The sequence below is a fragment of the Arcticibacterium sp. genome (assembly GCF_055134445.1).
The window spans coordinates 1-13,416 of record NZ_JBSRVI010000118.1 but is presented as its reverse complement, the minus strand read 5'-3'; the positions used below and the strand labels follow the sequence as shown (position 1 = coordinate 13,416).

13 protein-coding genes are annotated in these 13,416 nt (G+C 37.6%); 11 read left to right on the top strand and 2 right to left on the bottom strand.

What is annotated here, in order from left to right; genetic code table 11:
• The 8 genes from ACTBZY_RS15335 to ACTBZY_RS15300 form a co-directional block, all read left to right on the top strand.
• Positions 1 to 523 (top strand): exodeoxyribonuclease X C-terminal domain-containing protein (locus tag ACTBZY_RS15335; RefSeq protein ID WP_463047224.1); only part of this gene is annotated, 523 nt, incomplete at its 5' end.
• 110 nt (positions 524 to 633) lie between these two features.
• Positions 634 to 975 carry an NADH-quinone oxidoreductase subunit NuoK gene (gene nuoK / locus ACTBZY_RS15330; protein ID WP_463047223.1) on the top strand — a complete coding sequence of 114 codons (342 nt, stop codon included), beginning with the start codon at positions 634 to 636 and terminating at the stop codon, positions 973 to 975.
• A 22-nt stretch (positions 976 to 997) separates the two neighbouring features.
• On the top strand, positions 998 to 2,950 hold the full coding sequence (gene nuoL / locus ACTBZY_RS15325) for an NADH-quinone oxidoreductase subunit L (protein WP_463047222.1): 1,953 nt from the start codon (positions 998 to 1,000) through the stop codon (positions 2,948 to 2,950).
• On the top strand, positions 2,951 to 4,402 hold the full coding sequence (locus ACTBZY_RS15320; RefSeq protein ID WP_463047221.1) for a complex I subunit 4 family protein: 1,452 nt from the start codon (positions 2,951 to 2,953) through the stop codon (positions 4,400 to 4,402).
• Between the two features lie 14 nt (positions 4,403 to 4,416).
• A complete protein-coding gene (locus ACTBZY_RS15315; protein ID WP_463047220.1) occupies positions 4,417 to 5,796 on the top strand; it encodes an NADH-quinone oxidoreductase subunit N in 1,380 nt (459 codons plus the stop codon).
• Positions 5,797 to 5,808: 12 nt separating this feature from the next.
• Complete coding sequence (locus tag ACTBZY_RS15310) at positions 5,809 to 6,306, top strand: GtrA family protein (protein WP_463047219.1); 498 nt, start codon at positions 5,809 to 5,811, stop codon at positions 6,304 to 6,306.
• Between the two features lie 134 nt (positions 6,307 to 6,440).
• Positions 6,441 to 6,659, top strand: a complete 219-nt coding sequence (locus tag ACTBZY_RS15305) for a hypothetical protein (RefSeq protein ID WP_463047218.1) — start codon at positions 6,441 to 6,443, stop codon at positions 6,657 to 6,659.
• A 92-nt stretch (positions 6,660 to 6,751) separates the two neighbouring features.
• Positions 6,752 to 8,026, top strand: a complete 1,275-nt coding sequence (locus tag ACTBZY_RS15300) for a M16 family metallopeptidase (RefSeq protein WP_463047217.1) — start codon at positions 6,752 to 6,754, stop codon at positions 8,024 to 8,026.
• On the opposite strand, the gene ACTBZY_RS15295 is transcribed toward ACTBZY_RS15300, so the two are convergent.
• Positions 8,023 to 8,682: an AlbA family DNA-binding domain-containing protein gene (locus ACTBZY_RS15295; protein ID WP_463047216.1), complete on the bottom strand. Its 660-nt coding sequence runs from the start codon at positions 8,680 to 8,682 to the stop codon at positions 8,023 to 8,025. The genes ACTBZY_RS15300 and ACTBZY_RS15295 overlap by 4 nt on opposite strands.
• 115 nt (positions 8,683 to 8,797) lie before the next feature.
• On the opposite strand from ACTBZY_RS15295, the gene ACTBZY_RS15290 reads away from it, so the two are divergent.
• From ACTBZY_RS15290 to ACTBZY_RS15280, 3 genes are all read left to right on the top strand, one after another.
• Entirely contained in the window at positions 8,798 to 9,802 is a 1,005-nt protein-coding gene (locus ACTBZY_RS15290; RefSeq protein WP_463047215.1) for an SMP-30/gluconolactonase/LRE family protein, read from the top strand.
• Between the two features lie 173 nt (positions 9,803 to 9,975).
• Entirely contained in the window at positions 9,976 to 12,099 is a 2,124-nt protein-coding gene (locus ACTBZY_RS15285) for a peptidylprolyl isomerase (protein WP_463047214.1), read from the top strand.
• Positions 12,100 to 12,166: 67 nt separating this feature from the next.
• Positions 12,167 to 12,739, top strand: coding sequence for a precorrin-2 dehydrogenase/sirohydrochlorin ferrochelatase family protein (locus ACTBZY_RS15280; RefSeq protein ID WP_463047213.1), 573 nt, complete (start codon positions 12,167 to 12,169; stop codon positions 12,737 to 12,739).
• Here the strand turns inward: ACTBZY_RS15280 and rnc are convergent.
• Positions 12,736 to 13,416, bottom strand: a 681-nt coding sequence (gene rnc, locus ACTBZY_RS15275; protein ID WP_463047212.1) for a ribonuclease III, incomplete at its 5' end; no start/stop codon positions are given. The genes ACTBZY_RS15280 and rnc overlap by 4 nt on opposite strands.

Genomic DNA, 13,416 nt, shown 5'->3' with positions numbered 1-13,416 from the left:
TATTCCGATGTTGGTAGAGGAGTTTTTAAGGGTGGATTCTGACATATTTGATGTAAAGAATAGAAAGTTTGTGGATGCTCAACGTATTTTTCATCAAATGGAGCCAAGGACTTTGGGTGCAGGGTATAAGTTTTACTGTGGCAAAGATTTAGAAAACGCTCACAGTGCAGAGGCAGATACTTTGGCCACCTTAGAAGTTTTGTGTGCTCAGATAGAAAAATATGAGGGCGTTAAAATTTTGGATAGAAAGGGGGAGGAGATTGAGCCCGTGAAAAATGATGTTCAGGCCCTTCATGATTTTACCTCTGGAAAAATTGTAGATTTTGCAGGAAGAATGGCTTATGACGACAACGATAACATTGTTTTTAACTTTGGAAAACATAAAGGAAGGAAGGTAACTGATGTTTTTACGAAAGAAAAAGGATATTATGATTGGATGATGAATAATGATTTCCCTTTGGATACGAAGAGAAAACTAACTGAAGTAAAGCTCAGTATGGCCGGTTCGCTTTTTGGATCATAAGGAGAAAAAACATTAAAAGATTAATGTGACGTAATTCTTACTCATTTAGCCTTTAGACAAAAGAATTAATTGGCTAGTTTTGCCGAGATTTTGTTTGAAAAAAATATTTAATGGAAACCCAATTACCATCTATACCGGACGTAATAGCCCAAGTACCACTGACAAACTATGTGTTGTTGGCTAGTATTTTATTTGTAATAGGTATTGTAGGCGTGCTGATAAGAAGAAACGCTTTGATAATATTTATGTCTATTGAGCTTATGCTTAATGCGGTAAACTTATTGTTAGTGTCATTTTCTTCGTATAACTCTGACCCTAACGGTCAGATTTTTGTCTTTTTTATTATTGCAGTAGCTGCGGCCGAGGTGGCTGTAGGTCTTGCTATCATTGTCATGATTTATCGAAACATACGATCCATTGATATCGGTCTGTTAGATAAATTGAGAGGTTAATTTAAATTTCTGAACAGTAAATATGTCGCTGATTGCTTTAATCCCTCTTTTCCCTTTAATCGGATTCCTTATAAACGGTTTAGGTTTTAAGAAAATACCAAACAGTCTCGTTGGACCGATAGGAACAGGTGCTTCACTATTGTCATTCATTACTACTGTTTTAGTTTACCTACAGTTTAGTGAAACCAATGAGCCCATTATTGAAACGTTTTTTGATTGGATAACAGTTGGGAATCTCAACGTCGCTTTCTCCTTTCAAATAGACCAGTTGAGCATTTTAATGCTTTTCATTATTACAGGTGTAGGTACATTGATTCATTTGTACTCTGCCGGTTATATGAAGCACGATGCTGGTATAGGGAAGTTTTTCGCCTATTTAAATCTTTTCCTTTTCTCAATGCTGATACTGGTAATGGGTGCAAACTACCTCATTATGTTTATTGGTTGGGAGGGCGTAGGTCTATGTTCTTATCTATTAATTGGCTTTTGGAACAAACGCTCAGATTTTGGAGACGCTGCCAGAAAGGCATTCATAATGAACCGTGTAGGGGATTTAGGGTTTCTGATTGGTGTATTTTTAATTTTTCACTATTTCGGAACATTAGAATACTTAGAGGTATTCGAAAAAGTAAAAGGTATGCCTTCGGGCTCGTTGCCATTGATGTTCATTAGCTTCTGTTTGTTTATCGGAGCTATGGGTAAATCGGCTCAGGTGCCACTTTTTACTTGGTTACCAGATGCCATGGCGGGTCCTACACCCGTTTCTGCATTGATCCATGCAGCTACCATGGTTACCGCAGGTATCTACATGATCGTTAGAAGCAATGTTCTTTACACACTTTCGCCAGATACTTTGGAGTTTGTGGCTTGGATAGGAACGCTGACCGCTTTAATTGCGGCATCTATCGCTCTTTTTCAAAACGACATTAAGAAAGTTTTGGCTTACTCTACCGTGAGTCAGTTGGGTTATATGTTTATTGGTTTAGGGGTAATGGCTTTTACCTCTGGTTTTTTCCATGTCATTACTCATGCCTTCTTTAAAGCATTGCTTTTTTTAGGAGCAGGTAGTGTGATTCACGCGATGGGCGATGAGCAGGACATCCGCAAAATGGGTGGTCTTTGGTCAAAAACTAAAATCACTGCCATTACCTTTTTGATAGGTACAATCGCTATATCTGGTATTCCTCCGTTTGCTGGTTTCTTTTCTAAAGATGAAATCTTGGCTCATGTGTTTGAGCATAATAAGGGTATGTGGGCTCTGGCCATGGTGGGTTCTTTCATGACGTCATTTTATATGTTCAGGCTGTTCTTCTTAACCTTTACAGGAACGTTTAGAGGGGCCAAGGAACAAGAAGACCATTTACATGAATCGCCAAGCTCAATGACGTTGCCATTAATTGTACTGGCGGCATTATCTATTGTAGGAGGTTTTATTGGCTTTCCAGAGATATTCCATCTGCCTCATTTCTTAGCAAATTTCCTAAGTCCTATCTATGATAATTCGAGAGAAGCTTTGGAAGGCTTTGGTGTTGTTCATTTATCTCATTCTACGGAGTGGCTATTGATGGGTTTCTCGGTATTATTAGCTTTGTCAGCCTTAGGTTTGGCATATGTCATTTATGTGAAAAGAGGTTTTGTTCCTAAAGAAGATGGGGAAATTACGGGTATTCAGAAATTCATTTATAACAAATATTATTTAGACGAAAACTACGATAAGGTATTTGTTAACCCTACGGAAAAGGCTTCTAAGTTCTTTGGGAATGTTATTGACCCGAAAGGAATTGATGGTTTGATAAACCTTATTACAAAAGGAATCAGCTCTTTGAGCAAATTTGGAACCAAGATTCAAACTGGAACCACAGGGTTCTATTTATTAATAATGGGTTTTTCAATTGGTTTTATTCTTGTCCTTAATCTTGGGCAAGAAGTATTGTCACACTTCATGGAAATTTTTAAAGCGATAACGAGCAAATAGATGTTGATATTAGCACTCATATTGATTCCCGTACTTGGAGCACTTTTGGTATTTGCTTTAGGAGGAGAAAATCAATCAAGAAGTAAACAACTGGCATTGGCAATAGCCGTTATAGAACTTTTAGTTTTTGGCGTTGCTTTTAATGAATTTCATAACCAAGGGGTACTGGGTTTCCAAAAAGAGTGGTTGCCAGATTTTGGCATTTCCTTTAAGTTTACCACAGATGGAATTAGTATCCTTCTTATGGGACTATCATCTCTTCTTCTTCCTTTAATCGTTCTTAGTACTTTTAAAGTGGACTATGAAAAGCCTAATCTACTTTATGCCTTAATTTTAATAACCCAAGCAAGCTTAATAGGCGTTTTTAGTGCTGGAGATTTATTCTTGTTTTACTTCTTCTTTGAAGCGGCACTTATCCCGGTATATTTTTTAGGTCTTATTTGGGGAGGTTCTGGTGCTTCTAAAGCCACTTTTAAGATGCTGGCTTATACTATTTTTGGTAGTTTATTTATGCTGGTAGGACTCATTTACCTTTATGTAAAAGGTCAAACCGCTGATATGGCTGCTCTGAGTGCTACCATTACTTTTATTCCTGCGGGCGTACAACATATTTTATTTTGGTTCTTTTTATTAGCTTTTGCTATAAAAATGCCACTCTTTCCCATGCATACATGGCAAGCCGATGCTTATTCTGAGTCTTCTACACCTGCTACCATGTTACTTTCGGGACTGTTGTCTAAAATGGGCGTTTACGGTTTAATTAGAATAGCACTACCATTAAGTCCAGTAGGCTCTAAGGAATTTGCTTATTTTGTGATGCTTTTTGGGGTGATAGGTTTAATTTATGGTTCTATTGTCGCCATAAAGCAGGATAACCTTAAAAGATTGGTCGCTTATTCTTCTTTTGCTCACATTGGGCTTATAGCTGCAGCTATTTTCAGTGGTACATTGGAAGGTACTCAGGGTGCTGTTTTCCAAATGATGGCACACGGTATTAATGCGGTAGGGTTGTTTTTTGTGATTAAGATAATTTATGAAAGAACAGGCGGCAGAACACTTTCTGCTTTAGGAGGTCTTTCGCAAGATGCTCCGTTACTGAGTGTTTGTTTTATGATTCTTCTTTTAGGTAGTGTGGCTTTACCACTTACCAATGGTTTTGTGGGAGAGTTTTTAATGCTCAAAGGTGTTTTTGACACGAATAAATTACTGGGTATTTTAGCCGGTATAAGTATAATTCTCGGTGCTGTATATCTCTTAAGACTTTTTCAAAAAACGATGTTTGGCGAAAAGCAAAACGACGCTACTGTGATAGCCGACATTTCAGGTTCTGAAGCAGTAGTTTTAGTTGTTATGTCGGGTTTGGTAATTCTGATGGGTATTTTCCCAAATGTAATTCTCAAAATATCTGAACCTGCGTCTCAGCAACTTTTAGATTTTATGGCTCAATTTTAAAGATTTACCAGAACATGTATCCAATTATTGCACTTTCTGTTTCAGGCCTCTTGACTTTGTTCTTGGGATTCTTAGATAACAAAAAGCTCGTTTTTCCGCTGTCCATTTTATTTTTACTAGTTGCATTGGGTGTGTCTTTTGTAGACTGGAATGCTCCTGGCTTATATTTTAGCGGAATGATGGAAGTCAATAATGAGAGTATCGTTTTTGGCTCAATCATTTTAGTGTCTGCCATTCTTATTTTATGCCTATCGGAGGGGTTCGATGATTTTGAATTTTCCCAACCAGCAGAATATTATGCTTTGGTACAGTTGTCTTTAATAGGAGCATTGATGATGGTTTCTTTTGAAAACTTGCTTATGCTGTTTTTAGGGATTGAAATTCTATCTATTGGTCTTTATATTTTAACCGGAGCAGATAAAAGAAACTTGAGAGGAAATGAGGCCGCCATTAAGTATTTCTTGATGGGAGCTTTTGCTACAGGTATTTTACTTTTTGGAATAGCGATGTTTTATGGTGCCGTTGGTAGTTTTGACATACATACTGCTTTTTCAAGCGGCACCCAAATGCCGTTTTTATATATCGGTTGTACACTGATTTTAATTGGACTTACATTTAAAGTTTCAGCAGCTCCTTTTCACTTTTGGTCTCCAGACGTTTATGAAGGAGCACCTACCATATTTACGGCGTACATGGCTACTGTCGTGAAAACAGCTGGATTCGTGGCTATTTATAGAGTATTGTCCTCTGCATTTGGTCAGATTGCTGAGTTTTGGGTGCCAATGCTTCTCATAATGGTTGTCATTTCATTAGTGCTAGGGAATATTTTTGCAGTCACTCAAGATAGCTTTAAGCGTCTTATGGCTTACTCTAGTATTTCGCATGCAGGTTTCATGTTATTGGCTTTAGTTGGAGGATCTGAGGATGCTATAGGAACTATCATGTTTTATTCTGTAGCCTATTCATTGGCCACTATCACTGCTTTTGGTGTTTTAATGAAAGTTTCAAAATACCGTATAGAGAAAGGAAGACCTTACGAAAACATTGACTTATTCTCTGGATTAGCGAAGGAGAACGGGTTTTTAGCAACAGTTTTAACTATTGCGATGCTTTCGTTGGCGGGAATACCACTTACTGCTGGTTTTTGGGGTAAGTTTTTCGTGTTTAGAGATGCCGCCTCATTTAATGGCGGTATTCTGGTTATTATCTTAGCGGTAGTAATGTCTGCAGTAGCGGTTTACTATTATTTTAAACCTATTGTCTTGAGCTTTAAAAGGGAAGTTGGGGTAGAGCAGGTAACTTTGACTCCGTTGGTAAAGCTAATTTTTGTTATAACTACCATGGGAACGCTGCTTTTGGGAATATTTCCGAACATTTTACGTTTCTTATTCTAAAGAATCATTTTTTTGATAAAGCTACTTAAGAATATAGATTTAAAGAAACATAAAAGTTTCTTCAACTTTTTTTTGACAGGTGTTTTCGGTGCAACCGTTAATTTCCTTTCACAAATTCCGCTTAAAGTTTGGTTTTTAGACTTGGGACTCAATCACGACGCCGCATTAGTGTGGAGTGTGTTTTGGGCTTATATGATATCTACAGCAGCCACTTTTATTCCAGCTAAGGTATTTGCATTTTCTGCTAAGGAATCTGGAAATTCCAAAAGGGAGTGGGTTAAGTTTTTCATTATTGCTTCTTTGGCATTAGTAGTGCAAGAGATTGTTACTTTTGGAAGCTTTAAGTTGGTTATTGGCCCTTATTATGAAGATTTTAGTTTGCTTTGGAGAGAGAAAGCGTCTCACTTGGTAGGGATGGCCTTTAGTTTCATGGCTAACTTTTTTGGTCATAAGTTTTTCACTTTTAGAACTACAGGAATCTATGAGTTACTAAAACCTGAAAGAAATTAAACTTTTCCAAGTTTTAATTGAAGTGATTTCTGATTTTAAGTTTTTTTTAAAGATTTTCTTAAAGAAAATGATTGATAACTTAAAATATACTTAAATTTGTACTTCATTTAATTACTTTAAAAAATCAAATACCGATGAAAAAATTAATCGCTGTAATGTTGTTCGCTGGAATGGTTTCTTTCACTTCTTGTTCTTCTTCTTCTGAGTCTGCTTCAGATTCTATGGAAGCTGCTACTGAAGCTGTTGATGAGGCTGCTGATGCTACTATGGATGCTGCTGAGGCAACTGTTGATTCTGTAGGTGCTGCTATGGATGCTGCTGCTGACGCTGTTGAAGAGACTGTAGCTCACTAATTTTAGCTATATATTATTTTAAAAGCCTGTCCATTTAAAATGGACAGGCTTTTTCTTGTTTAAGAGTTTATATTTGCAAAAAAGAATTTGAAATGTTGAACAGAACTGACATCCCCGCCTTTAATCCTATTCAAGCAAGTAAATTGCCAAAAGTGGATGCAAAGGTTTTCCAAAACCAAATCCCTTTGTACAGCATGGGATTCGCTAGCCAGGATGTTATAAAGCTAGAATTGGTTTTTAACGCAGGCTCAGGATTTGAAAAGAAAAATGGTGTTTCATCATTATTCACAAAAATGATTTTGGGGGGTACCACTACTAAATCAAGCTCTGATATCATGGAGGGATTTGACCAGTATGGCGGTTTTATAGACGTAAGTTCTAGGGTAGAGCACTTACATATTACTTTGCACGGCCTTAGAAAATTTCTTGACAAGTACCTTTTACTTCTTAAAGATGTCCTTGAGAATGCTGTTTTTCCGGAGGATGAGCTAGAATTGCAAAGGAAAATAGCCTTGCAAAGTTTGAAGTTGAACATGGAAAAGTCTTCTTTTTTGGCTAGTAGAAGTGTGAAGAGGCTTATTTTTGGAGAAAATAGCCTATATGGAAGAATTCAAGAAAAAGAGGCTATCGAATCTGTAAGTAAGGATGACATTTTGTCTTTTTATGAGGATTGGGTAAAAGGAAAGGCGTTTACCATTTTTGCTTCAGGAAATATAAAGAAAGAGGAGATAGACTTATTGGAACATAACTTTGGGAAAGAGAATTATACCGTAATCGACGAGTTAAAAGTGGCTATAGAGGACTTTGTACCCAGAAATGAAATAATTCGATTGGAAGATAAAATGCAATCAACCATTAGATTAGGAAAACCTATTTTTAAGAGAACGCAGCCAGATTATTTCCCATTAGCGGTGACCAATACACTTTTCGGTGGATATTTTGGCAGTAGACTTATGAAGAACATCAGGGAAGATAAAGGTTTTACTTACGGAATATCTTCTTCTGTGCACCCAATGAAAGAATTTGGCTATATGCTTATAGGTGCCGACGTAGTGAAAGAAAATACGATTGAGACGCTTACCGAAATAGAGAAGGAAATGAATGTTCTAAGGAACGAAAAGGTTGGCGAAGGCGAGTTAGAAACAGTTAAGAATTACATGTGTGGTAGTTTTTCGGGTTCCATTACTACGGCATTCGAACTTATGGATAAGCATAAAAGTATGATCTTGGCAGATCTGCCTTCAGACTATTATGACAGTTTCATTGATCATATAAGGTCTGTAGATACCAATCAGGTTTTAGAGATGGCCCAAAAATATTTGGAATATAGCTCTATGAGTGAAATAGTGGTCGGAGAAAGGATCTAGAAACTGATAAAGTAATAATCTTCCTCTTCGCGGGCCTCATATTTTAAAACATTGGTAAGGACCATGAGCACGAGTGTTCGAGACGCTTGTTTTAGGGGAACTTGAGATATTTCAGAGAACTTTTTGAGCGTTATGTGTTTATGTTTTTCTAGATAGGACATAAGAATACGTTCTTTGTCACCGTAATTGAAACGCAAGTCTCTGTTTTTTTTCTGTCCTTTTAGTATTTCCCTAACTTCTCTGCTGGCTTGAATGGTATGGTCTAAATGACGTACATATACCTTCTCGGAGGCTTTATGTGGCTTATGCTCGCTTTCTGGAATATGAAAAATTAAAACTTCCCTTTCATTTCCAATGCGAATCCTTTCAATGCTGTATTTTAAAGTGGGAGTAATAGACCTTTCAATTTCTCTTACCAATACATATTCTTCTTCGTCTGCAAACTTTACGCCTGCCACGTCTCCATAGTCGTCTATGCCAATAAGCAGCAAACCGCCACCTGTATTGGCGAAGGCCACCATTTCCCTTACTATTTTATCTGGAAACTTGGCTTTATACTTAAATTCTAGATATTGACCTTCTCCAGACTTCGTTAGTCTTTTTAAGTCTGTCAGACTTCTTCCTTTTATTCTTTCGCTGTTGTATTCAAGTTTCATGATGAAGACTAATTTTAGAAATCGCTAAAATTACATCGTGTGTTAATTAAAACAAAATGTAGGATGTTAGCCATGGTTTTCTATTTTTGAGTAAGAAACCTGTTCTTAAAATCCTATGGAAATAATTAAAACCTTAGCAATAGTTATGATAAGCTCTATTCAAATTAACGCTCAACAAAAAAGCATCAGCAAATTAGTGGCGGAAGATGCTAAATTTTATGATTTGGTGTCAGAAAATGCCACAGTAGAAATATTGGCAGAAGGCTTTAATTGGTCGGAAGGACCTGTATGGGTAATAGATGGCAACTTTTTGCTGTTTTCTGATGTGCCTGAAAACGTAATTTATAAGTTCTCTAAAACAAATGGTCTGACTACTTTTCTTAAACCTTCTGGTTATACGGGTATTTTACCTTATAGTTTAGAGCCTGGAAGCAATGGGCTTATCATTAATAAGGATGGTGAGCTGGTAGCGTGTGAGCATGGTGATAGGAGAGTCTCTAGAATGCCTTTAGGTGGCGGTGGTGGAAAATATCCCGTTGCAGACAATTGGAACGGCAAACGCTTTAATAGTCCCAATGATCTGGTACAAGCGAGTAATGGTACCTATTATTTTACAGATCCGCCTTATGGATTGCCAGACAGAGAAAATGCCACAACGAGAGAAATTGATCTCTTTGGCGTTTACATGGTAGGGGAGTCGGGAAAAGCTGCGTTGGTTATAGACCATCTGTCAAGACCCAATGGTGTTGCTTTATCTCCAGATGAAAAAACACTTTACGTGGCACAATCAGATCCTGATGCGGCGTATATTTTGTCCTATCCTATTCTTGATGACGGCACGCTAGGAAAGGAGCATTTGCTTTTTGATGCTACTCCAATGGTGAAAAAAGGTTATAAAGGATTACCTGATGGTCTTAAAACCGATAAGGAAGGAAATATATTTAGTACGGGACCTGGTGGGATATTGGTGTTAAACTCAAAAGGGAAATTATTAGGTAGAATAGAAATAGATGAGGCTACTTCCAACTGTGCTTGGGGCGAAGATGGCTCTGTACTATATCTAACGTGTGATATGTATCTATGTAAAATTCAAACTAAGACCATCGGAAAAGGCTTTTGATCGGCTTTGAGGCAACAATTTGGTGTTAATATTGAAAAAGTATTAAAAATATCTGTTCGCAAGGGCATATGAAAATTAGATTTCTTTGATAATCGTTTGGAATCTAACTATTTTTGCGGCTCGTTTTTTAGCACAGCTATGCGAACGAACAAAATTTTATATAAAAATTTAGAATGGCATTAATCAGTAGAATTAGAGAAAACTCAGTCCTTACTATTGGGATTTTGACTTTAGCATTGTTCGCTTTCATCATTGGCGATTATTTTTCTAGCAATTCTTTTGGCGGCGGTGGCCAAGAGAACGTAGGTGAAATAAATGGGGTTGACGTAGATTATCAACAGTTTGTGAAGCTTGTAGATGCACAGCGTCAGCAGCAGGAACTTTCTACAGGCAGAGCTGCTAGCGAAGCTGATTTAAGAAATATTAGAGAGCAAGTTTGGGAGCAGTTGGTTCAAGAAAACGCTTTCCAACCAGAATATGAAAAACTGGGCATAGATGTTACTATGGATGAGTTAAAAGAAATGATTCAAGGAACTAAAAACTTGCATCCTTTCATTCGTCAGCAATTTACAGACCCAAACACTGGCGTCTTTAATGAGGCTCAGCACAGAGAGTTTATTAATGCAGCGGCAAACAAAACTTTGCCAGCGGAACAACAATACATTTGGGATTCTTTCAAGTCTAACTTGATTCAAATCCGTAAGAGTGAGAAATATCAAAACTTGGTAAGAGCGGGTGATTATATCACTACTGCAGAAGCTAAGAAAGAGTATACTTCTCAGAATAATTTGATTTCTGCGGATTATTTATTTGTGCCATTTTACAGTGTTAATGATACCACAGTAAAAGTGTCTGACAGTGAAATTGAGAAATACTATGGTTCTCACAAAAAAGAGTACGCTGGTTTTGACAGCCGCTCTTTTGATTATGTAGTTTATCAGGTTTTACCTTCTTCAGAAGATTCATCAGCTTTGCTTTTAGAAATTAATGGCTTAGCAAAAGGTTTGGCAGCAGCTCAAAACCCAGCGGCATTTGCTTCTGCAAATTCTGATGTACGTACACCTGCATTATGGAGTGCCAACGAGGTTTCTCCAGAACTTAAAGAGGCTATTTCAAATACCATAGTAGGTGGTTTGATTGGTCCTATTAAAGAGGGTCAAAACTATAGCATTTATAAATATGAAGGAACGGAATTAGATACCGTGAGTACACTTCGTGCTTCTCATATCCTAATCCGTGCTGAAGGTACTGATGATGCAGCTAAGGCCGCAGCAAAAACTAAAGCTCAGGATTTATTGACTCAAATAAAAGGTGGGGCTAGTTTTGAAACAATGGCTCGTATTAACGGTACAGATGGTACTGCCCAGCAAGGTGGAGATTTAGGTTTCTTTAGCAATAACGGCTCAATGGTTCCTGCTTTTGAGAAAGCAGTGTTCGGTCATAATGGTGCTGGATTATTACCAAACTTGGTTGAAACTGATTTTGGATATCATATTGTTAAGGTAACAGAGCCTAAATCAAATGTGAAATATAAACTGTCTGCTATTACAAAGATTCTTGAGGCTTCTGAAGTTTCATTGAACGATAGTTATCAAATGGCGGAAAGCTTAAGGGCTGATATCAGTTCTGCAAAAGAGATGAAAGAGAAGGCAGCAGAAGACCCTAACTTGGTTCTTTTGACAGCTCAGAGAGTTTTACCTGGAGCTACAGGATTCAATACCGTTCAAGATGCTAGAGAAGTAGTGCTTTGGGCTTATGGTAATGATGTTTCAGTAGGAGATGTAGCGGATAGAGTTTTTGTGGTAGGTGATAGTTATATCATCGCGGCTTTAACAGATGCTACAGACAAGGATAGCCCTAAGGCCATGGATTTCAAAGCTCAGATAGAATCTAAGGTGAAGAATCAATTGAAAGGAGAAAAGATTTTAGCCAAATTGGGTGATGTCTCTGGGGATTTTGAATCTGCTGCTAATAAATATGGTGCAGGTGCTTTAGTGGAAAGTGTTACAGACATCAATATCACAACGGGTATGTTGAACAGTGCTGGTATTGATGGTATTGCTATTGGTAAGGCTTTCGGTTTAAAATTAAACCAAGCTAGTAAGCCTTTCATAGGTCAAAATGGTGTTTTTGTAATGAAGAAAACTGCGGAGACCATTGCTCCAGAAATAGCAGATTATAACAGATACAAAGAAGACATTAAGCAGAAAGTAGGTGCTTATGCCTCTGCTTCGGCTGCAGATCAAGCGGTAAGAGAAGCTGCTGAAATTACAGATAGAAGAGCAAGAATGTTTTAAGACATTTTCTTTAGATAAGGAGAAAAGGGATACCAATGGTGTCCCTTTTTTTATGAACTTTATATTTATGAATAATTTATTTCCGATTTTCTTAAAATTAGAGCAGATGAACCTGCTTATTGTTGGTGGCGGTTATGTGGGCATTGAAAAATTAGAGGCAGTTCTAAAAAATTCGCCGGAAACAAAAATCACCATTGTTGCCCCGGAAATTTCCGACGAGATAAAAGTTTTGGCGGCATCTCATCACATTGAAATGTTTCTTGAACCGTATAAAGAAGAACACCTCAAAGGTAAAAATCTGGTGATAGTAGGCACTGGAATAATGGCCGTAAGCGAACAAGTGCAGAAAGACTGTAGGAATTATAACATTCTTGTGAATGTGGCCGACAAGCCTGCTTTATGTGACTTTTACTTGGGTTCCGTGGTGAAAAAGGGAGATTTAAAGGTGGCTATTTCTACCAATGGTAAATCACCGACCTTTGCGAAGAGGTTTAGAGAAATATTAGAGCAAGTATTGCCAGATTCTCTTCAAGAAACGCTGGACAACTTACAGTTGCTCAGAGATAGATTAAAGGGTGATTTTGAGTATAAAGTGGAGAAGTTGAACGAGATCACGAATGTGATGAAGAAAAACGATTAGGACTCAATTTTGAGATGCTCGCATGCTTTTCTTGCGGCGTCTTGTTCGGCTTTTTTCTTGTTCCAGCCGCGTCCTTCACTTATAACCTCTTCATCCACTTTTATTTGTGCTACAAATTCCTTGCTGTGGTGCTTTCCGTTTTCTTTGATAATCTCAAATTCCACGTTTTTACCCAAAGATTGAGACCAAGTTAAAAGGATACTTTTATAATTGGCATTGTTCTTTATAACCTCGTCGAGGTCAAAGTAATTGGCTAAAAGCGTCTTGACGATGAAGCTTTTGGTGAAGCGAAATCCTTTATCCAGATAAATAGCTCCAATAAGGGCCTCCATAGCGTCTCCATACATAGATGTACGCGTATGTGTAACTCTGTTGCCGTCAAAGGTAATGAGGTCGTCTAAGCCTATTTTACGGGCCACTTGATTTAAAGATTCTCTATTAACTATTCTGGACCTTATTTCGGTTAAGAAACCTTCGTCTTTAAATGGATATTTTTTGAAGAGATATTCCGCTATAATCATCCCAAGGACAGAATCTCCTAAAAACTCCAATCTTTCATTGGATTCTTTGAAGCCCTGAATAGAGGAGTTTTTCGATGCTGATGTATGCCTAAAGGCCAATTGGTACAGAGAATCGTTTTTTGGTTTTTCACCAATAATACGTTCAACAGCCTTTCT